The 20,033-nt window shown below is 60.2% G+C and carries 21 protein-coding genes and 1 tRNA gene; 4 read left to right on the top strand and 18 right to left on the bottom strand.

Going from position 1 to position 20,033, the window contains the following annotated elements:
• Positions 1-397, top strand: a 397-nt coding sequence (locus tag HNP33_RS19975; protein ID WP_221452149.1) for a hypothetical protein, incomplete at its 5' end; no start/stop codon positions are given.
• 137 nt (positions 398-534) lie between these two features.
• Here HNP33_RS19975 and HNP33_RS19970 read toward each other — a convergent pair.
• The 5 genes from HNP33_RS19970 to tolB all read right to left on the bottom strand — a co-directional run bounded on the left by HNP33_RS19970 (position 535) and on the right by tolB (position 4,170).
• Positions 535-610 (bottom strand) — tRNA-Lys (locus HNP33_RS19970).
• A gap of 73 nt (positions 611-683) precedes the next feature.
• Positions 684-1,484: a tRNA threonylcarbamoyladenosine dehydratase gene (locus HNP33_RS19965; RefSeq protein WP_184711600.1), complete on the bottom strand. Its 801-nt coding sequence runs from the start codon at positions 1,482-1,484 to the stop codon at positions 684-686.
• 1 nt (position 1,485) lies between these two features.
• The gene (gene ybgF / locus HNP33_RS19960; RefSeq protein WP_184711601.1) at positions 1,486-2,247 is read right to left on the bottom strand and encodes a tol-pal system protein YbgF; all 762 of its coding nucleotides are present in this window, start codon (positions 2,245-2,247) and stop codon (positions 1,486-1,488) included.
• 8 nt (positions 2,248-2,255) lie between these two features.
• On the bottom strand, positions 2,256-2,792 hold the full coding sequence (pal, locus tag HNP33_RS19955; RefSeq protein WP_184711602.1) for a peptidoglycan-associated lipoprotein Pal: 537 nt from the start codon (positions 2,790-2,792) through the stop codon (positions 2,256-2,258).
• Positions 2,793-2,856: 64 nt separating this feature from the next.
• The gene (gene tolB, locus HNP33_RS19950) at positions 2,857-4,170 is read right to left on the bottom strand and encodes a Tol-Pal system beta propeller repeat protein TolB (protein ID WP_184711603.1); all 1,314 of its coding nucleotides are present in this window, start codon (positions 4,168-4,170) and stop codon (positions 2,857-2,859) included.
• Between the two features lie 126 nt (positions 4,171-4,296).
• On the opposite strand from tolB, the gene msbA reads away from it, so the two are divergent.
• Positions 4,297-6,117, top strand: coding sequence for a lipid A export permease/ATP-binding protein MsbA (msbA, locus tag HNP33_RS19945; RefSeq protein ID WP_184711604.1), 1,821 nt, complete (start codon positions 4,297-4,299; stop codon positions 6,115-6,117).
• A gap of 146 nt (positions 6,118-6,263) precedes the next feature.
• On the opposite strand, the gene HNP33_RS19940 is transcribed toward msbA, so the two are convergent.
• Together HNP33_RS19940 and HNP33_RS19935 are read right to left on the bottom strand one after the other, a co-directional pair.
• Positions 6,264-7,076 carry an ankyrin repeat domain-containing protein gene (locus HNP33_RS19940; protein WP_184711605.1) on the bottom strand — a complete coding sequence of 271 codons (813 nt, stop codon included), beginning with the start codon at positions 7,074-7,076 and terminating at the stop codon, positions 6,264-6,266.
• On the bottom strand, positions 7,076-7,882 hold the full coding sequence (locus tag HNP33_RS19935) for a TatD family hydrolase (protein WP_184711606.1): 807 nt from the start codon (positions 7,880-7,882) through the stop codon (positions 7,076-7,078). Before HNP33_RS19935 ends, HNP33_RS19940 begins: the two co-directional genes overlap by 1 nt.
• Between HNP33_RS19935 and HNP33_RS19930 the strand changes: the two genes are divergently transcribed.
• Positions 7,859-8,080 (top strand): hypothetical protein, encoded by a 222-nt coding sequence (locus HNP33_RS19930; RefSeq protein ID WP_184711607.1) that lies wholly within the window; start codon positions 7,859-7,861, stop codon positions 8,078-8,080. The genes HNP33_RS19935 and HNP33_RS19930 overlap by 24 nt on opposite strands.
• Before the next feature lie 19 nt (positions 8,081-8,099).
• Here the strand turns inward: HNP33_RS19930 and HNP33_RS19925 are convergent, their stop codons facing one another.
• From HNP33_RS19925 to mltG, 4 genes are all read right to left on the bottom strand, one after another.
• Positions 8,100-8,489: a PilZ domain-containing protein gene (locus HNP33_RS19925; protein WP_184711608.1), complete on the bottom strand. Its 390-nt coding sequence runs from the start codon at positions 8,487-8,489 to the stop codon at positions 8,100-8,102.
• A 154-nt stretch (positions 8,490-8,643) separates the two neighbouring features.
• Positions 8,644-9,675: a DNA polymerase III subunit delta' gene (locus HNP33_RS19920; protein ID WP_184711609.1), complete on the bottom strand. Its 1,032-nt coding sequence runs from the start codon at positions 9,673-9,675 to the stop codon at positions 8,644-8,646.
• 2 nt (positions 9,676-9,677) lie between these two features.
• Positions 9,678-10,364 (bottom strand): dTMP kinase, encoded by a 687-nt coding sequence (gene tmk, locus HNP33_RS19915; RefSeq protein WP_184711617.1) that lies wholly within the window; start codon positions 10,362-10,364, stop codon positions 9,678-9,680.
• A gap of 77 nt (positions 10,365-10,441) precedes the next feature.
• A complete protein-coding gene (mltG, locus tag HNP33_RS19910; RefSeq protein ID WP_184711610.1) occupies positions 10,442-11,461 on the bottom strand; it encodes an endolytic transglycosylase MltG in 1,020 nt (339 codons plus the stop codon).
• Between the two features lie 9 nt (positions 11,462-11,470).
• Here mltG and HNP33_RS19905 point away from each other — a divergent pair, with 9 nt between their 5' ends.
• Entirely contained in the window at positions 11,471-12,391 is a 921-nt protein-coding gene (locus HNP33_RS19905) for a YgfZ/GcvT domain-containing protein (RefSeq protein ID WP_184711611.1), read from the top strand.
• A 675-nt stretch (positions 12,392-13,066) separates the two neighbouring features.
• Here HNP33_RS19905 and HNP33_RS19900 read toward each other — a convergent pair.
• From HNP33_RS19900 to HNP33_RS19870, 7 genes are all read right to left on the bottom strand, one after another.
• A complete protein-coding gene (locus HNP33_RS19900) occupies positions 13,067-13,975 on the bottom strand; it encodes a YbgC/FadM family acyl-CoA thioesterase (protein WP_184711612.1) in 909 nt (302 codons plus the stop codon).
• A gap of 21 nt (positions 13,976-13,996) precedes the next feature.
• Entirely contained in the window at positions 13,997-14,635 is a 639-nt protein-coding gene (locus HNP33_RS19895) for a pilin (protein WP_184711613.1), read from the bottom strand.
• 1 nt (position 14,636) lies between these two features.
• Positions 14,637-15,587: an alpha/beta hydrolase gene (locus HNP33_RS19890; RefSeq protein WP_233464627.1), complete on the bottom strand. Its 951-nt coding sequence runs from the start codon at positions 15,585-15,587 to the stop codon at positions 14,637-14,639.
• 229 nt (positions 15,588-15,816) lie between these two features.
• Entirely contained in the window at positions 15,817-16,704 is an 888-nt protein-coding gene (locus HNP33_RS19885) for a 2-keto-4-pentenoate hydratase (protein WP_184711614.1), read from the bottom strand.
• A 188-nt stretch (positions 16,705-16,892) separates the two neighbouring features.
• Positions 16,893-17,483 carry a DUF11 domain-containing protein gene (locus HNP33_RS19880; protein WP_184749498.1) on the bottom strand — a complete coding sequence of 197 codons (591 nt, stop codon included), beginning with the start codon at positions 17,481-17,483 and terminating at the stop codon, positions 16,893-16,895.
• Positions 17,480-17,677 carry a hypothetical protein gene (locus HNP33_RS19875; RefSeq protein WP_184749497.1) on the bottom strand — a complete coding sequence of 66 codons (198 nt, stop codon included), beginning with the start codon at positions 17,675-17,677 and terminating at the stop codon, positions 17,480-17,482. Before HNP33_RS19875 ends, HNP33_RS19880 begins: the two co-directional genes overlap by 4 nt.
• Before the next feature lie 272 nt (positions 17,678-17,949).
• Positions 17,950-19,953 carry a DUF5979 domain-containing protein gene (locus tag HNP33_RS19870; RefSeq protein ID WP_184711616.1) on the bottom strand — a complete coding sequence of 668 codons (2,004 nt, stop codon included), beginning with the start codon at positions 19,951-19,953 and terminating at the stop codon, positions 17,950-17,952.
• Positions 19,954-20,033: the final 80 nt, after the last annotated feature.

The following is a 20,033-nucleotide window of genomic DNA, read 5'->3' as shown; positions in this document are numbered from 1 at the left end:
ACCGAGCTGGGCACGCCCCAAACGGTGGCCGTGGCATAACTACGTCTGGGGTTTGGGGAGACTCAGTCTCAAACCGATTTATGCAACAAAGCCAATAGACGCCATCCGTGCTGCTTTGAAGGTGTACCGCGTGCAAGGTGTAAAACCCATTGAAGAGGCATTGCATCAAGTAGCTGGCGCATACACGATTGAAAAATCACGCGTGGAAACTGAACACGCTCAGGCTTCCGAACCTGCGAAGAGCCTGTTTGCTCGCGCTGGAGCAGTAATCAAAAAAACTGCCGAAGTCGCTGACAACCTAGACAAGATTAGGAAGGCTGGCGAAGGCACCTACACCCTTGCCGCAAGTGTAGGACCTTTGTTGGTCACTTGGATTCAATCGCTACCAAAGCAATAACCAACCATACAACGGAACCTAGCCAGGGGTTCCGTTGAAAAACTGGCAAATTTCTGGCAAAAAACATACCAAGGGGGGAAATGAAAAAAGCACCTACAGCATTCATTGCCATAAGTGCTTGATTCATTTTAATTTCTTGGTGGGTCCTGCGAGATTCGAACTCGCGACCAACGGATTAAAAGTCCGCTGCTCTACCGACTGAGCTAAAGACCCGCCTTGGCTTGCTCAGTCGCTATATAAAGCTCCCTCGCTCACAACAGACATAGATTGTAGCGTAAGTTTTTTGTCATTTTTTCAAAAATGCCATTTTTTCCATGACCCAGCCTGCTGCACACATGCCGAAGGTTGCGGTCACCGCTACGGATGAGCCGTAGCCATGGCAGTTGAGTGAGCCATCGCCGTCCACGGCACATGAGGGATCGGGGCCGGCCACTGCCTCTTTGCTGAAAATGCAGGGCACATTCATCTTTTTGCCATCTTTGGGTGCGCCATATTCCTTGCGCAAACGGTATCGCACCTGGGCAAGCAAAGGGTCATGGGTGGTATGGGCCAGATCGTCCTGCTCTACCTTCCAGGCATGGCGTTTGCCGCCGGCGGCGCCAATGCAGACAAAGGCACGTTTGTGGCGCAAGCCCCAGGCAGCCATGGCAGCCTTGGCGCGCACTTGGTCGCATGCATCCACAAAACCATCGACGCCATCCAATAACGCGGCACAGTTTTCGGGGGTCAGAAAGTCCTCGACCAGATCGATCCGGCAGTGCGGATTGATCTGCGCGATGCGCTCACGCATCGCATCGACCTTGGCCATGCCGATGGTGCTGGAGAGTGCGTGGATCTGGCGATTGATATTGGATTCGGCCACATTGTCCAGATCGATCAGGCGCAGATGCGAGACACCGCTGCGAGCCAGCGCCTCCGCAGTCCATGACCCAACGCCTCCAATGCCGACAACGGCTATGCATGCCGACCGCATGTTCGCGGCGGGGCGAACACCAAAAAGGCGATCCAGGCCGCCAAAACGCCTTAGGAGATCTGCGTCCACCTCGGCGCCCTGCCGATCGGACGCCACAGGAGACAGATCGCTCATATCACTTGAGTTTGGAGAGTCGCTCTTTGGCCGCGTTGGCCGCATCGCTTTCCGGGTAGGCCTTGAGCAGGTCTTCCAAGGTCTTGCGCGCAGCCTTGGTATCTTTGAGCTCAATCTGGCAGTTGGCTATCGACAATGCCGAATCGGGCGCACGCATGTGTTGCGGCGCAGTGGCCAGGATTTGCTGGAAATTGCTGATGGCTGGTTTGTAATCACGCGTGGCGTAGTAGGCATTGCCGAGCCAGAAGCGCGCGGATGGCACATAGCCACTCTTGGGATAACGCTGGATGAAGCTGCTGAAAGCGCTGGCTGCATCGGCAAACTTGCCGCTGCGGAATACGCCCAGCGCTGCTTCAAAATCGCGCTTTTCAGCGGGGTCGGCCTTGAATTCCTGGCCATCCACCGTGACGGCGACAGGCTCGAACTGCTGCAGGCGTGCTTCCATGCCTTTGGCCAGGTCTGCCTGTCCGCGCTTCAAATCGGCGACCTCACGACGCAGGGTCTCGTTTTCGCCGCGCAACTTGTTCATCTCGGCACGCATGGATTCCATTTGGGACTGGAAATCCAGCAGACTGCGGCGCACCTGCGAGGTGTCTTCGCCGTTCTGGTTGCTGCCCTGCGTAACCTGGTCGACACGCTGGCGCAATTCCAGAATGGCGCGGCGCGCGTCGGCATCTTCAAACAGTGCGGCCTGAGAGGCGCTAGCGCATGCCCACAGGGCAGCGAGCGCTATCAAACGAGGAGTTCTGCGAGTGAGGATCATGGAGCCTATTAACGGTAGTTCAGTTCAACGCGACGGTTTTGTGCGTGTGCGTCTTCCGAATTACCCTCAGCAGCCAGCTTTTCCTTGCCAAAGGAGACGGCTTCCATCTGGTTGTCGGATACGCCCAGCACATTCAGCGAGCGACGCACGGCTTCGGCACGCTTTTGGCCCAGTGCCAGGTTGTACTCGCGGCCGCCACGGTTGTCGGTGTTGCCTTCAAGCATGACCTTGCGCGAAGGATTGGCCTTCAGGAACTTGGCGTGCGCGTCGAGCGTGGATTGGAAATCTGGCTTGACAGAGTAGCTGTCGAAGTCGAAATAGATCACGCGGGCAACGCCCACGGGGCCTTGGCCGTTGGCGCCGCTCTGGTTCAGGTCCACACCGCCCACGGTGCTCTGACCTGCACCGCCGGTGCCTGCGCCATTGCCAGCAGTTGCAGCGCCCTTGTCTTCCACAGGGGCGTTATCCAGAGAAGGTGCAGAGCTGCAACCAGCCAACACGGCAGCGGCCACCAGGGCCAACGAAGCTTTTTTGAACGACAACATAAAACTCTCCGAAAGGATTTCTCGTATAAAAGTACTGACTCAGAACACTAGCAAAATTCTTGTTTTAGGGTTGGTATGGGCCCCAATCGGGCTCACGGATGTCTCCATTCTGCCCGGCCAGTCGTGCCTTGATCTTGCCATCGAGCGTCGTGGTCATGAGCGCTTCACGGCCTCCTTCGCGGGTGGCATAGACAATGAGTCGGCTGTTCGGAGCAAAGCTGGGGCTTTCGTCGTTGCTGGTATCGGTAACCGATGTTACAGAACTGGAAGCCAAGTCCATGACCTGCAATTTATAGCCACCACCGGCACGGGTGATGTAAGCAAGTGTCTTGCCGTCAGGACTGATAGAGGGAGAGATGTTGTAGGAACCACTAAACGTCACGCGTTCGGCGCTGCCCCCTTGGGCGCCCACGCGGTAGATCTGCGGCGCACCGCCCCGATCACTGACAAAGTAGATATAGCGGCCGTCCTTCGAATAGGTGGGCTCGGTGTCGATGCCACTGCTTTGCATCAGGCGGCGCGGCTCGCCACCGCTCGATGGGATGGTGTAGAGCTGCGAGCCGCCATCGCGGCTGAGGGTGACAGCGAGCGTGCTGCCGTCCGGCGACCAGGCTGGCGCACTGTTGGAGCCCCGGAAATTGGCGATCAGGCGGCGGCGGCCTGAAGACACTTCGTGCACGTACACCACAGGCTTGCGCGATTCAAACGACACGTAGGCGAGCTGCGTGCCTGCGGGAGACCAGGTGGGCGAGATGATGGGCTCGGGGCTGGAGAGCGCCGATTGTGCGTTTTCACCATCCGAATCGGCTACCCACAAGGTGTAGCGGGCCCCGTTTTTGGTGACATAGGCAATGCGGGTGGAGAACACGCCCTTCTCGCCAGTGATCTTTTCGTAGATGTAGTCGGCAATCTTGTGCGCTACCAAGCGCAAGTCTGCCTGCGGCACGTTGTAGCTCTGGCCTCCCAGGTCAGCGCCTTTGACGGCGTCCCACAGGCGAAAGCGTACATCAAAGCCGTTGCCGCCACGCGCCACGCTGCCAACCGACAGGTATTCCGCGCCCTTGGCAGTCCATTTGGCCACATCCGGGCGGGAGGTTTCGTCGAGCTGCTCGCCCGAAGCGTCCACCGCCTTGAACAGGCCACTGCGGATCAGGTCGGCCTGCACGATGGCCGAGATTTTCTGGGGAGCACCGCCCTCACCGCGGAACTGGGGAATGGCAATGGGATACTGCCTGATGCCAACACCCCTGATTTCGACATGGAACTGCGCCAGTGCCGGGAGTGCTGGGGCTGCCAGTGCAGCGCCGAGAAGGTGACGACGATGGAACAGCGGCTTGGCCGCCTCCGAAGAAATAGATGGGAAGCGTTTTTTAGTCATTACCGACCATCATAAATGCGCAATGTATACCGAACATGCCTCAGAAGGCAGCAGGATGTTACACACCCTACAAAATCACTATTATCTTCCAAGGAAGACAGCCGGTCATTCTAGAATCTTGCACACATGTCCACAACAGAAAAACCATCTTCTGCGCATGCATCTGCGACCGCGCCAGCGCCTTCGGGCAGTGATCCTGCTAGCACGGTAGCCCAGCTGTCACTACGCGCCCGCCTCTCACGCCTCTCTCCTTACTTTGGCTACCAGCGCTGGACCTGGGTGCTCGCTGTGCTGGCCACGGTGGTGGTGGCCGGTACCGAAGTGGCCATTCCGGCCCTTCTGCAGCCGCTGGTGGACAAGGGCTTCACCGGTGGCACCTTGCCGCTGTGGGCCGTGCCGGTAGCAATTGTTGGCGTTTTTTTCATTCGGGGTGTTGCGCAATTCATCAATCAGTACGCGCTGGCGCGCATTGCCAACGACGGGATGATGCGCCTGCGCGAGAACCTGTTCAACCGCGTGCTGGACGCGCACCTGAGCCTGTTTTCCAAGCAATCGGCCAGCGCGCTGTCCAATACCGTTGTATACGAGGTACAGAACGGCGCCACGCTGATCGTCCAGGCGCTTCTGATGCTTTCGCGCGACGGCTTCACCGTGATTGCATTGCTGCTTTACCTGCTCTATACGAACTGGCAGCTCACCTTGATCGTGGCGGTGCTGCTGCCCAGCGTGTCGTGGATCATGAAAAAGCTCTCGAAACGGCTCTATCACATTACCAAGGCCAGCCAGCAGGCAACGGACGAGCTGGCCTATGTGGTGGAGGAGAACGTGCTCGCTCACCGCGTGGTGCGCATCCATGCCGCCCAGCCCGCCCAGGCAGGCCGCTTTCTGGCATTGAGCCGCAGGCTTCGCCAACTGGCCATCAAGGCCACGATCGCGTCCGCTGCCATGACGCCGCTCACCCAGCTGCTGGCAGCCGTTGCGCTGTCCGTCGTGATCTGCATTGCATTGTGGCAAAGCCGCGCCACGGCTGTGAGCGCCCAGGAAGTTACGGTTGGCAGCTTCATCTCTTTCATCTCCGGCATGCTGATGCTGATTGCACCCATCCGGCGCCTTGCCGATGTGGCCAACCCTTTGACACGCGGCGTGGCAGCACTGGAGCGCGGCCTGGGCTTGCTGGGCGAGGTACCACCCGAAGCCAGTGGCCAGCACCGTATGGACAAGGCACGCGGCGCCATTCAACTGAGCGATGTGACCGTGGAGTTTGGCAGCGACAAGGCCCCTGCTCTGAGCCATCTCTCACTCATCATCCATCCGGGTGAGGTGGTGGCTCTGGTGGGACCCTCGGGCGCAGGAAAGACCACCCTCGTCAACCTGCTGCCGCGTTTTGTCGAGCCCTCCAGCGGCTCCGTCAGCATCGATGGCGTGTTGCTGCATGACTGGGATCTGCACAGCCTGCGCAGCCAGTTCGCCATGGTGAGCCAGGATGTGGTGATGTTCAACGACACCATTGCCGCCAATGTGGCCCTGGGCGCGCCAGTCGACGAAGCACGCCTGCAGCAGTGCCTAGCAGCCGCCAACCTGCAGGATTTTGTAGCCCGTCAGCCACAGGGCGTGTACAGCATGGTTGGTCACAACGCCAACCAGCTGTCAGGCGGCCAGCGCCAGCGCCTGGCCATTGCGCGCGCGCTGTACAAGGATGCACCGATCCTGATTCTGGACGAAGCCACCTCTGCGCTCGACACCGAATCGGAGCGGCTGGTGCAGGAGGCCCTGGCGCGGCTGATGCGGGGCCGCACCACCGTGGTGATTGCGCATCGCCTCTCCACCATCGAGCATGCCGATCGCGTGGTGGTGATGGAACGCGGCCAGGTGGTGGAGCAAGGCACGCACGCACAACTGATGGAGCTGGGCGGGCTGTACGCCCGGCTGCAGTCGCGCCCCAACTGACGCCCCCCAGCTCTGCACCCAAAAAAGCCCCAAACCTTTCAGAAGGTTTAGGGCTTTTTGCTATAGATTTTGCAATTAAGGCGTTTTACTGGCGCACGCCAGCGCATGGTTTCATGAAAATCAGCGAGCCAGCCACTGGCCAGCCATCACCAGTTGCTTTGTATCTTGCGCTTGCCCTGCGGAAAGGCCGGTTGCTGCGGCACATGCACGCCCGGCGCGGCGGCGGGCTTGGTTGCATCCACCGCGCCAGCCGCTGAACCAGCTGCTGCTTTGGTGCCGCCTGCTGCGCCACCCGCCTGGGCCAGCCAGCGCACCACTTCGGCGCGATCCGCCCGGGTGGCGAAGTCCACCGCCGTCAGGCCTTGCTGGTTCTTCAGCTTGGGGTCAGCGCCCTCTTTAATCAGCAGCTCGACCGCGCTGCGGGTGCCGTACTGCGCAGCCATCATCAGCGGCGTGGTGCCATTGGGTGATGCCGCATCAATGTAGGCGTGGTGCTGCAGCAGGAGCGCCACCATTTTCAGGTCGGAACCATCTTCGCTGGGGGCCGATACAGCATAGTGCAGCGGTGTCCAGCCTTCGCGGTTCACATCGGCGTCGCGGGCGATCAAGGCCTTGGCCAAATCCACCTGCCCCTTGATGGCAGCCATCATGAGCGGCGTCTCGCCCTTGCTGTTGGGCAGATTCACGTTGGTGGAGGGCAAATCGATCAACCCCTTGGCAGCACGGTAGGAGTCAAGCTTGAAGGCCTGCGTCAGCCCTGTCTCGCCGCGCTCGTTCACGGTGTTGGGATCAAAGCCGCGCTTGACCAGGGCAGCAATGCCGGGCGCATCGTCACGAATGATGCGGGTGAAGAAGTCATCGTAGGAGCCTGCCTGCGCCAAGCCGCCAGATGCTGCAAAAACAATAGCTACCAGCGCTTTATGGTAGCGCACCAAAGGCTTTTTCTTGTGGAACAGCATTACAACAGCACTCCTGGGAACAGCCGGTCAAAGTTGCGGTTGGTGACTTCTGCCACTGCTTCCTCCGACATGCCGCGCACTTGGGCAATCTGCTTTGCCACAAAGGGCACGTATGCGGGCGTATTGGTCTTGCCGCGGAACGGCACCGGCGCCAGGTAGGGGCTGTCGGTTTCAATCAGGAGCCGGTCTTCGGGTACAAAGGCCGCCACGTCACGCAGATCCTGGGCGCTTTTGAAGGTAACGATACCCGAGAATGAGATGTAAAAGCCCAGATCCAGCGCGGCGCGCGCGACTTCCATGGTTTCAGTAAAGCAGTGAAAGACACCGCCTGCGCTGCCCACGCCACCGGTTTCGCCCTCTTCGCACAGAATGCGCAAGGTGTCCTCAGAAGCGCTGCGCGTGTGGATGACCAGCGGCTTTTGCACCTGCTGCGCAGCCCGGATATGGGTGCGAAAGCGCTCGCGCTGCCATTCCAGATCAGCAATCGTGCGGCCTCCCTTGCGGTCTTCCATGCCGTAGTAATCAAGCCCGGTCTCACCAATCGCCACCACACGCGGCAGGCCCGCGCGCTGCACCAGATCGTCCACGCTCGGTTCGGTCAGGCCCTCGGTGTCGGGGTGTACGCCAACGCTGCACCAGATGTTGTCGTAGCTGGTGGCCAGCGCATGCGCGTCAGGAAACTCTTCCATCGTGCAACTGATGCACAGAGCGCGCGTCACCTGGGCTTCGGCCATCTTGGCGCGGATGGCCGCCAGATCCTGCGCCAGCTCAGGAAAATTCAAATGGCAGTGGGAATCGGTAAACATCAAAACGTCAACAACTGGCACCCGCAGGAATGCCTTGAATATCAATGGGGTCGGGAATATGCAGCGTGTGCAGCCAAGGGGAACGCCCTCGCCCAGTATCACCCGCATAGCTCAGATCAAGAAATTACCGCTATTGTCTCTGCTCAGGCGCTTTTGCGGCTGTCCATAAAAGCAAAAAACCCTGTCAGACAGGGTTGAGAGAGGCAGATAGGGCCGATCAGATGGTTTGCGTAGCGCGATCCGCTTGCAGCGCCGTGCCCAGGATCTGTTCGATCTTGTAGCGCAACTCGTCGGTTTTGGGGTCTTTGGGGAAGCGCACGCCGATGCCCTGGGTTCGGTTGCCGCTGGCACCTGCAGGCGTCACCCAGCCCACCTTGCCAGCAATGGGATAGCGCTGTGGGTCTTGCGGCAGTGTGAGCAGCAGGTATACATCGTCTCCCAGCGCGTAATCCTTGGGCGTTGGCACAAAAATGCCGCCATCCTTGAACAAGGGAATGTAGGCGGCGTACAGCGCTGCCTTTTCCTTGATGGCCAGTTGCAGCACACTGGGGCGCGCAGCAGCGGCAGAAGCTGCGGACGCAGCAGATGCGGGGATAGGACTGTTCATAGGCTGCAAGGATAACCAAATGTAGTGTCAGCTATCAAGCACATAGCGAAAACGGTGCGTGGTTGATGCGCGTGCACCACTTTTCCTAAAAAAACCGCCAGCCCGCTTGAGGCAAGCTACCCAGGCAAATCGCCAAAATGGCAGCCAAACCCCATTACCGGCGCGATTGCAATACCGATGCGGCCTGCGCCACCAATGCCTCCAGCATCAAGCCCTGGTTGAAGGGATGGTCTGCGGTCTTCATTGATTGCGTGAGTGCCTTGCTCCAGCGGCTGAGCACCGCTAGGCTCGGCGGAGCGGGCAGATCGGCCTTGTCAAAAAAGCGCGGTGCAGCCCCCACGCGCAGCATCAGCAGATCGTGGCAGAGCTTTTGCAGCGCATCCACCACCTGCGGCCCCGCCAGGCTGGCCAGTGCCCCTGCCTGGCCCTGGGCAAGCTCCTTGGGCCATTTTTTCCAGACCTGGGGAGCGCGCCCGGCCTGCAATTGGGCCAGCGCATCTTCGGGTCGGCCGCCTGCGGCCTGCAAGGCGCCCGCTATCTGGTCTGCAGGCACGCCCTGCCCGGCCAGCCAGGCGCTGGCGGCGTCTGCCACCGGCCACTGCATGGTGTGTGAGAGGCAGCGGCTGCGGATGGTGGGCAAAAGCTGGTGCGCGGCCTCGGTGGCCAGCACAAAGCGGACGTCACCCGGCGGCTCTTCCAGAGTCTTGAGCAAAGCGTTGGCGGTGATGGCATTCATCTGCTCGGCCGGGTACACCAGCACCGCCTTGCCGTTGCCGCGGCCCGATGTGCGCTGGGTAAACTCCACCGCATCGCGCATCGCATCAACGCGGATTTCCTGACTGGGCTTGCGCTTTTTGTCGTCGATATCGGCCTGTGCCTTCTCGGGCAAGGGCCAGCCCAGGGCCAGCATGGTGGTCTCAGGCATCAGCACGCACAGATCGGTGTGCGCGTGCACGTCAATCGCATGACAGCTCGCGCAATGCCCGCAGGCGCCGTGCTCACCGGGCGTATCGCACAGCCAGGCACGCACCAGCTCGATGGCCAGCGCAAATTGCCCCAGGCCAGAGGGCCCCTGCAGCAACCAGGCGTGGCCGCGCTGCTTCAGCAAGGCATCTCGCTGTTGTGCAATCCATGGTGCAACCATCGGTGCCACTGGCTGCGCCGTGTTTTTTTCAGACGCCGCCATGCTCAGGCCTCCACTGCCAGCCAGCCGCGCCGGGCAACGGCAGCGCGCACGGCCTGCCATACGTCCGGACGCGGCTGGTTGGAATCAATCCGTGCAAAGCGCCCGGGCTGTGCAGCCGCGCGCGCCGCATATCCGGCGGCCACCTGCGCAAAAAAGGCCTGGGGTTGCGATTCAAACCGGTCAGGCACACGCGCATGGGCCAGGCGCTCGGCCGCCACCTCGGTGGGCAGATCAAACCACACGGTCAAGTCCGGCTGACGAACAAAATCAGCCCCCAACGACGGATCGGATTGCACCATACGCTCCAAATTCGATAGCACACCGAGATCGAAACCCCGCCCGCTTCCCTGGTAGGCAAACGTGGCATCGGTAAAACGGTCGCACAGCACCACATCGCCGCGCACCAACGCGGGCTCGATCACCTGCTGCAAATGGTCTCTTCGGCCAGCAAATACCAGGAGCGACTCGGTAAGCGCATCCATGGGCTCGTGCAGAAACAGGGTGCGCAGCTTTTCCGCAAGCGGCGTGCCACCCGGCTCGCGCGTCGTCACCACCGTGCGCCCTGCTGCCACAAACGCATCATGCAGACCCTGGATGTGCGAAGACTTGCCGGCACCATCAATGCCTTCAAAGGTGATGAACAGGCCGCGCTGGGCCGATGCGGAAGGAGCGGAATGGGTGGGTGTCATGCTGCGCAGGATTGTACGCAGCTTGAGAGCCGGATTGGGCAGCAGGTTGGACTGCTGCTGGATAGGCCAGCGCCCGCTCACTTGCCCCGCTGAAAGGTGTTGACCGCCCGGTTGTGCTCGTCCAGGCTCTCGCTGAAATGGCTGCTGCCATCACCCCGGGCCACGAAGTACAGAGCCTTGGTCTTATCGGGCTGCACGGCAGCCATCAGGGATGCCTTGCCCGGCATGGCGATTGGCGTGGGCGGCAGGCCGGTGCGCGTGTAGGTGTTCCATGGCGTATCGGTCTGCAGGTCGCGCTTGCGCAGGTTGCCGTCAAACTTGTCACCCAGGCCGTAGATCACCGTGGGGTCGGTCTGCAGCAGCATGCCGATGCGCAGGCGGTTGGCAAACACCCCGGCCACCAGCCCCCGGTCGGCGGCCTTGCCGGTTTCCTTCTCGACGATGCTGGCCAGAATCAACAGCTCATCTGCCGACTTGAGCGGGCTGTCTTCCTGCTTGAGCGACCAGGCAGCCTCCAGCCGCTTGTCCATGGCCTGCATGGCGCGGCGCAGCAAGGCAATATCGCTGCTGCCCTTGGAGAATGCGTAGGTATCCGGGAAAAAGCGCCCTTCTGCCGCCATGCCCGGCTTGCCCAGCGCTTCCATGATCTGCTCGGGCGTCATCACCGCGCTGTCGTGCTTGAGGTTCTCTTCCTTGGCAAGCGCCGCCCTCACCTGCCGGAAGTTCCAGCCCTCGACAATCGTCAGCACGCGCTGGCTGTCTTCGCCACGCACCAGGCGCGCCAGCATGCTCTGCGGCGTGGTGCCCACAGGAATTTCGTAGTTGCCTGCACGAATCTTTCGGTCCTGCCCCGAGAGGCGGAACCACCAGTACAGCAGATCGGCATTAACGCCGATGCCCGCTGCCTGCACGGCCTGCGCCACAGCGCGCGGCGGTGTGCCGGGCTCGATCTCCAGCTCCACGGGCTTGTCGCCCGCCACAATCGGCTGGTGCAGCCACCAGTAGCCCGCACCCGCCACGGCCAGCGCCGCCACCACGATCAACACCAATAAACGCTTCACAACCCTACCACCTCTGTGCAATGGATCGCGCATCATAATTCACCCATGACACAAGCATTACAAGGGCATCTCGCCCTGCAGCACCTGGGTGTGATCCGCGCCGAAGGCGAAGACGCCGCCATCTTTCTGCAAGGGCAGCTGACCAACGATGTGCAACTGCTCCCCGTAGGCCAGGCCCGCCTAGCGGCTTTTTTATCCGCCAAAGGCCGCATGCAGGCCAGTTTTATTGTCATCAAACGTAGCGCTGGTGAATTCTGGCTCATCACCAGCAGCGATGTGCTGGCTGCAACGCTCAAACGCCTGTCCATGTTCGTGCTGCGCGCCAAGGTCAAGATGAGCGACGCCACTGATGCCGTGCAGCTGATCGGCCTGGCCGGCGATGCCGTGCCCGCAGAAGCCCGCGGCCTGGCGCCCTGGCAAACCGCGCAACTGGGCGATGCATCCATTGTGCGCCTCTTTGCCGCCAGCGGCGAAAGCCGTGCATTGCTGGCCGCCCCCAGTGGTAGCCCCCTGCCCGATGCGGTGGCAAACAGCCCGCGGCTGGATGCGGCGGCATGGCTGCTCTCACTGGTGCAGGCGGGGGTGCCGCTCATCACGCAGCCCATGGTTGATGCCTTTGTGCCCCAGATGGTGAACTTTGAATCGGTGGAAGGCGTGAGCTTCAAGAAAGGCTGCTATCCGGGCCAGGAAGTCGTGGCGCGCAGCCAGTTCCGCGGTACGCTCAAGCGGCGCATGTACCGTGTGGCATCGCCTGCACAACCGGCCGTGGGCCAGGAAGTATTTACCGCGAATGACGCCGAGCAACCCGTAGGCACCGTGGTACAGGCTGCCGCAACGCCCAGCGGGTTCGAAGCACTGGTGTCGATGCAGATTGCCGCTGCCGCCGACGCCCTGCACCTGGGCAGCAGCACCGGCCCCGCGCTGCAGGTGCTGGCACTGCCTTATGCACTGAAGGACGATATCTGAGAACGTGTTTACGATCTCTACGCAGCCGCGTTGGAGTGCAATCGGGATGAGTTCGAAGCGCTGGGCCGCAGCTTGCACCGGGGTGCAAGCAAGGGTCAGCCCACAGAAATCGCCCGATTTCACTCCAACCCGTAGGGACAGTGGGTTTGGGGGCGCCCGGTCAGGGCGCCCGGCTAGGGGCGGTCTGCGTCGTTGCAGCGCTTGCCAATAGCTGGCTATTGGCTGCGCACTGCGCCGCTAGGCGCGCCCCTCGCAGCCCATCCCTAGCCGGGCGCCCCGAAAATCACTGTCGCGGCGCGAGGAGATCGTAAACACGTTCTGAGTGGAGCGACCCTCGCCTTGCGCCTTTCTCACCGAGGCGTCTGGCTGTGGATTCATCAAAAATACGACAGTTAACTGCCGCTTTCCGCCAATTTTTCGCCAAGTGCCTGTTGCGCAAGGAATTTTGGCACGATTGCCAGAGTTTTTGATAAAATTGAGCGACTTTGCAAGCAGGAGCTGCCATGTTGGCTCCACTTGCAGAACGCTACAACTACTCAAGCGCATCTTGACCATCACTCCTCGCCGGGACTGGGAAACCAGCCCCGGCTTTTTATTTGGCAAGATGGCAATGCACCAGTTGCTATCAAAAACAAAGTTCAGGCGCGCATCCAGTTAGCACCTGCAAGGGTTTTTCTACAAATCCTTGGTCATCGAAACATGCGGAATGCCCGCCTCCTCATACAGTTCACCCACCACGGAAAACCCGGCGCGGCGGTAAAAATTCTCTGCCGTGCACTGCGCATGCAGCTCCACCTGACGCTTGCCCTGACGGCGTGCAGCATCCACCAGCGCATCCAGCACCTGGCGGCCCAGCTGGGTGCCGCGCAAGGGGCGAGCTACCGCCATGCGACCGATGCGCATCACATCTGCACGGCTTTCCTGGTTGACGCTGGGAAGCATGCGGCCCGTGGCTACGCACATGCCCAGGCCGTTGATGGCCACGGCATGCAGTGAGGTCACATCAAATTCGTCAGCCTCGATTTCCTCGGGAATGCCTTGCTCGCGCACAAACACCTGCATGCGCAGGCGCATCGCCTCCTGGCCCAGCACGTTCCAGCTGCCGGTCTTGACTTCCACCATCTCCTCGCCCGCCTCGTAACGCTGCACCATCTGGCGATAGGCATCTGGCAAGGGTACCGGCCGCTGCGCGCCATCGGCAAACACATAGACCATGGTGGCTGAAACCAGCAGCCTGTCGGCACAGAAAATGCCCGCCTCGAACTGCACCGAGGTAGTGCCAAGGCGGGTGACGCGAATACCGATATCGACCACATCATCCAGGCGGGCCGAGGCATGGTACTCGATCTGCGTGGCCTTCAAAAACAGCTCGCCACCCAGGCGCTGCGTGCCCTCTTCATACGGCACCGCCAACTGGCGCCAGTATTCGGACATGCCGATATCGACATAGTTCAGGTAATGGGCGTTGAAGACGACCTTCTGCAAATCCACTTCCGACCAGCGCACGCGCTGGCGGTTGCGGCAGCGGAACTCGCTGAGGGACTGGGCGGGTTGAGAAAATAGAATGATTGGCGTAACAGACATAGGACAGACAATAAAAAACAATCAGCGCGATTTATGACAAGGCGCCGGCATGTATTTGATGGGATAGCCTTCGCAGCTCCATTCAATTCTTCCAGCCCGCATTGCCGGAACCAAAGTGAATACTGCGGGAGGGTCTTCCAGAACGACAAAGATCTGCCCGTCGGGGGAGACCATTCCTCCTGCGATCTGCTTGTTTTGAGGCACTGCCAGGGATCTTCCAGCATCGCTTAAAAACCCGGCCTTTTCCGCTCGGTCAGTGATTTCATTTTTTAAAAAAGCCACACCCATCAATGCTTCGGCAACCTTGGCCCGTGACCCATAGCACTGATACGCTGGCAAAAAGAGCGACAGCGCCAGGATGCACATTGCATACAGCAGAACCAGTAACAAAAGATCAAACAAAATTCCTGCGATCCACTTGCCCAAATCCTTCAGGTGCTCGATCGCTCCCAGACAAATGTGGTTGGCCCAGCCAAGAATACATAACGTCGCGGTAGCAAGTATGTAAAAGGAGACTTGGGATTCGCTGCAAACAAATACAAAAAAATCAACTATCCATGCGCCAAGCAAAAAAAGCAGGAGGAGTTTGGGAGCCGACGCCAGCCGCAAACGCAGCGCAGATTTGCAGCGCGAAATTGCAGAGGCATCCACCTTCGTCATGTCAATCAAACGCCGCCCGCAGTGCCTTGGCCATGTTCGCGTGGCAGGCTCTTGCCTCTTTCAGCGCGCGGCCCATCTTCACAAATTCGTGCGCCACACCGGGGTAGACATCCAGCTCTACCGCCACGCCGGCCGCACGCAGCTTGTCCGCGTACATGACGCCTTCATCCACCAGCGAATCACATTGCGCCAGATGCAGGCTGGCAGGTGCCACGCCGCGCACATCCGGCGCCAGAAGCGGAGCAAAGCGCCAGTCGTTGCGGTCAGCCGGGGTGCGGGTGTAGTTGGCGAACATCCAGCTGATCATGGGCTCGGTCAGGATGGGGCCTTGCGCGTACCGTGCATGCGAAGGCGTATCCTGGTGCGCGGCGCAGCCGGGGTAAATGAGCAATTGCAGCGCCAGCGAAATGCCGGCATCGCGCGCCAAAATGGCGTTGACCGCCGCCAGGGTGCCGCCCGCGCTGTCGCCACCCACGGCCATGCGCCGGGTATCGGCGCCCAGCTGCATGCCCTGCTGCGCGAGCCACTGCAGCGCGTCCCAGGCATCATTGCTGGCGATAGGAAATTTATGCTCCGGCGCGAGGCGGTAATCTACCGAGATCACCATGCACCCGGCCTGGTGCGCGAGCTCGCGGCACAGGATATCGTGCGTGACCACGCTGCCGATGGTAAAGCCGCCGCCGTGCGTGAACAGCAGCACCGGCTGCAGCGGATCCCAGGTGGCTGCGTACAGCCGTGCAGGAATCTGGTAGCCATCGCGCGCCGGAATGTGCAGGTCTTCGACACGGTCCAGCGCGGGCTTGGGAATCTCCAGCACGCCAGAGCCCACCTCGTAGCCCTGTCGCGCCTGCTCCACGGTCAGCTCCCACATCGGCGTATGCTGGGCACGGGCCATGCGTTCCACCACGCTTCGCATGGTGGGCGTGAGCTCGGCAATCACCTCGGCGGGCATGGGCAGCTCTACGGCGGCATGGGCGACGGATCGGGGGGAGAGTTCGGACATAAATCACGGCCTGGTGCAACACGGGCGGCACCAAAAGCTATCAAAACAACAGCAAAATCGACCGTACGCGGGGCGCCAAACGCCCCACCGCCAGCCATGCGGACTGCGGCGATTATCGGTTATCCACCCCACCCCTTGCCGTCACCTATGCACTCGTACCGATCCGTTCGTGACGAATTCACTCAAAGGTAACCTCCACGGGTTGCGCACCCGGCAGGCCTTGGTAGTCGATGGTGATGGTCTGGCCCGCCGATGGCGTCAGCAAGGCCGAGAATGATCCCAGGCTCACCCAGTCACCCACTTTCAGCGCGATGCCTTCTTTCTGCAGCGCCTGCGTGAGCCAGATGACGGCATTGAGTGGCTGTGCCATCAGGTCGCCGCCGCGCCCCCCACCCAGTTTGGTGCCGGTCTGGTCTCTGATGGTGATCTCCATGCCCTGCAGCGCCGCCAAAAAGGCATAGCGCTCATCACGGAATGCTGGGATGCGTATCGAATCGCCAATCACGCCCAAGCGCGAGCCCACATTGATCGCCTCCACAGACGCGCCGTTCAAGGTCTTGGGGTCCTCCACCATCAGATCGGGCAGCTCGATATAAGGCACCACGCGGTCAATGCTGTTCAGTACCTGCAGCGGTGTCGTGGCGCGGTTGATGGCCGTGCTGGACACGCGCACTACCATATCGGCCTCGAACAGGGGCCGTGCCCCAAAGCTGGCAGATACTACCGTGCGGTTGGCCAGCAACGCCCCTTTGTAGAGGCGCCCCCACACTGGTTGATCGGTATTAAAGCGCTTTTGTACGGCGGCGCTGGTCAGCCCCGCTTTGTAGCCAACAGGTTTGCGACCCGCGGCCTCAAAAGCGGCCATAAGCTTGTTGCGCGTACATTTGCCGTCTTCTGGGCTCATCTCGGGTGGATTGGCGGCAGGCGTCCTGGCTTCGTAGGATTGAACCCATTGCGCAATCTGCGCATCGTCCAGGCAGACCGCCTGGGCCCAGGGGGCCGCAGCCAGGGCCAGTGCGGTCAAGGCATGGCGAGAAGTGCGAAAAAGCGTGAGCTGTTGCTGCATTCAAAATCTCCAGAGCGTTCCAGGCAATACCTCCAACATACCATCGGCGCCACAGCGGCCAACTCAGGGAAATCACGGCACACGCCCTTCACAATCCAAGGCTGCGCCGATAATTCTTGATGCACGTCAAGTGATTATTTATCCATGATTACGATGGCACTTTAGATATTGATAAGAAATATCTTAATTCAGCTTCTCGCTTCAGAGGAAAAACAACATGCAATGGATCGCCTGCTTGGGAACAGACCTACAACCATTGGTATCAACAACAGCATTGAGCCCATGCCCCATTGACTCAAGCCTGGCACAGGCGTTGGCGTCGAGCTCTGTTGCACTGCCGTAGCCGCGCTTGCAGTGCACGGCGTGCAGTTGCCACCTGCTGAAGGCGTGATGGTCGCTACATTGGTGATCACCTTGGGCGCTGTGAAACTCACCTTTGCAGTGACCGTGTAGACCACCGAGCCACCCACAGGAAGGCTTGTGATCGTGTCGCTGATGGCTCCGCTTCCAATGCCCGCGCAGACTGCGCCTGCGCTGGTTCTGCAGGTCCACAGCTGGCTGGCGATGCCCTCGGGGATCGGGTCACCGATCACCGTACCGTCTGCCGGCACGCTTCCGCCATTGATCACCGTCACCGTGTACTCGATCGTTCCACCTACGGCAACCGTCTGCAGGTCTGCCGTCTTGCTGATCTGCAGCTGTGGTGTGGAGCTGCCGGTGACAGATGCCGTGCATGGTGGTGCCATCACTGACGCAGCCTTCGCTTGTGCGGCCTTCATATCAACCCCGCACACGCCTCCACCGGATGGGGTAACGCTCGCGCCGTGTTGGTGATGGTGGCCGGAGGCGCGCTGCTCACTGTGGCCGTCACGGTATAGGTGACAACAGCGCCCACAGGGAAGGTTGCAATGGTGTCGCTGACTGTCCCATTGCCGCTGGCGGTGCAAGTAGTACCGCCCGCTGCGGCGCTCAAATTTCATCGAAGACATGATTATTTTCATGTCTATGTAAATTCATTTTTTATTTATTAAATTCAATTAAATTAAATTGGATTAAATCTAATTTCATTCAATTAAACTCAATTCATTAATACATCTTAATAAATTGATTTTCGTTTAAACGGTATAAAAAACCCGCCAACACAACCCGATATCAATCTTTGCTCTTGAGGGTACCTGGTACGCCAGGTGCCCTTTTGAAGGCCAATTTTTGATTTATAAGGCTGTGTTAGCGGCTCCGATTGCGTCAGCTACGCTTGATTCGTGCAAAGGCAAGGCCTATCAAGCCCAGCCCTGCCAACAGCAACATGGCAAGCGAGTTGGCTGGCACGGGCGCAGGCTCACGTGGAGCGGCGCTTGTTACCGTTGCACTGGCTTCGCACCTTGCAGCCGCCGGGGTCGAGACGCAGGCTGCATCGCCAGAGGTCACCTTGGCCGTATTGGTGATAGCTGCCGTGGTCGTTTTGGTGACGACCAGTGTCACCACAGGCTCGTTAGCGGCCCCTGCGGGCACGCCAGCTGCTTTTACGCAAGTGATATCAAACGGACCGGTACCCGTGGTTGGCGAGCAGACCCAGCCATTGCCAGGTACGGCACTGGTGACTTGCTCACCTGCAGGCACGCTGATAACGATCTTGGTGTCCGGGTCGCTATTGATCGGGCCGCCATTGCCGACGTTAACGGCATAGGTCACCGACGAACCGGGTACCACCACCGTCTTGTCTGGCGTAATGCTGACCGTCAATGAAGGTGCATTCAACTGGTTATTGATCGTGCCACTTGAACCGGTTGCAATGGGGCCTGCAGGCGGCGTGGTCGTTTCAGGGGCCCAGGTGTAGCTGGTGGGTGCTGTTGGCTTGCTGCCTTCAGTCAGCGTCGTGCAATTGGCGCCTTCGGGAACATCGACCGTGGCGGAACCCGTAGTCGCCGTACCGGTGAGGGTGACCGAGCCGGTATAGGTACCCGTGTCGCATACCAGTGTGAACGGATAGCTGCCAGGTGCACCGGCCGCAGGAGCCCCTGCCACATTCACGGTAATGGTGACCGGAATCTGGCCGCGCGTGAGCGGATTGGTGATGGAGGCAGTTGCACCGGGGGCAATGGGTCCCACAGGTGGGGTTGCGGTTTCAGGGCCCCAGGTGTGGCTGGTGGGCGCCGTTGGTTTGCTGGTTTCAGTCAGCGTTGTGCAATTGGCGCCTTCAGGCACATTGACGGTCCCCGTGCCGGTGGTGCTGGTCCCTGTGAGGGTCACCGAGCCGGTATAGGAAGTTCCGTCGCACACCAGTGTGAACGGATAGCTGCCAGGCGCGCCAGTCGCAGGCGCTCCGGTCACATTCACGGTAATGGTGACCGGAATCTGGCCGCGCGTGAGCGGATTGGTGATGGAGGCAGTTGCACCGGGTGCAATGGGTCCCACAGGTGGGGTTGCGGTTACAGGGCCCCAGGTGTAGCTGGTTGGCGCCGTTGGTTTACCTGTTTCAGTCAGCGTTGTGCAATTCGCTCCCTCAGGCACATTGATACTACCTGTGCCGGTGGTGCTGGTCCCTGTGAGGGTCACCGAGCCGGTATAGGAAGTTCCGTCGCACACCAGTGTGAATGGATAGCTGCCAGGCGCGCCAGTCGCAGGCGCTCCGGTCACTGTCACGGTCACCGGAACAGAGATCTGGTTGCGGTTCAGCGGATCGGTGATCTCCGCCGTTGACGCGGACGTGATGGGACCGGGCGTGAGCGTTGCGGTCTCGGGGCTCCAGCTGTAGTTGGCTGGCGCCGTTGGCTCGGTGGTGACAAGCGATGTGCAATTAGCGCCTACTGGCACATTGACTGAGCCAGAAGCTGTGGTTCCGTTCGCAGGCACAGTCAAGGTGCCGGTGTAGGTGCCGGTATCGCAAGTCAAGGTGAAGCCGTAATTGCCAGGTGCTCCAGTCGCAGGTGCTCCGGTCACATTCAGCCTGATGGGAAGAGCAACCTGATTGAGGTTCAGCGGATCGGTGATCTCCGCCGTCGACGCAGACGTGATGGGACCGGGCGTGAGCGTTGCGGTCTCGGGGCTCCAGCTGTAGTTGGCTGGCGCCGTTGGCTCGGTGGTGACAAGCGATGTGCAATTAGCGCCTACTGGCACATTGACTGAGCCAGAAGCTGTGGTTCCGTTCGCAGGCACGGTCAAGGTGCCGGTGTAGGTGCCGGTATCGCAAGTCAAGGTGAAGCCGTAATTGCCAGGTGCTCCAGTCGCAGGCGCTCGGCTTTGTTGCACAAATCCGGGCCGCAGCGGTAGTAGGCTCGGATGATGAGTGAGACGAACTGGGGTCGGCGCAAGTACCGCACCACAAACTG

Origin of the sequence: Comamonas odontotermitis (assembly GCF_014207855.1) — a bacterium.
GTDB lineage: Bacteria > Pseudomonadota > Gammaproteobacteria > Burkholderiales > Burkholderiaceae_C > Comamonas > Comamonas odontotermitis_A.
The sequence above is the reverse complement of the archived record's forward strand: the minus strand, read 5'-3'. Positions and strand labels throughout refer to the sequence as shown.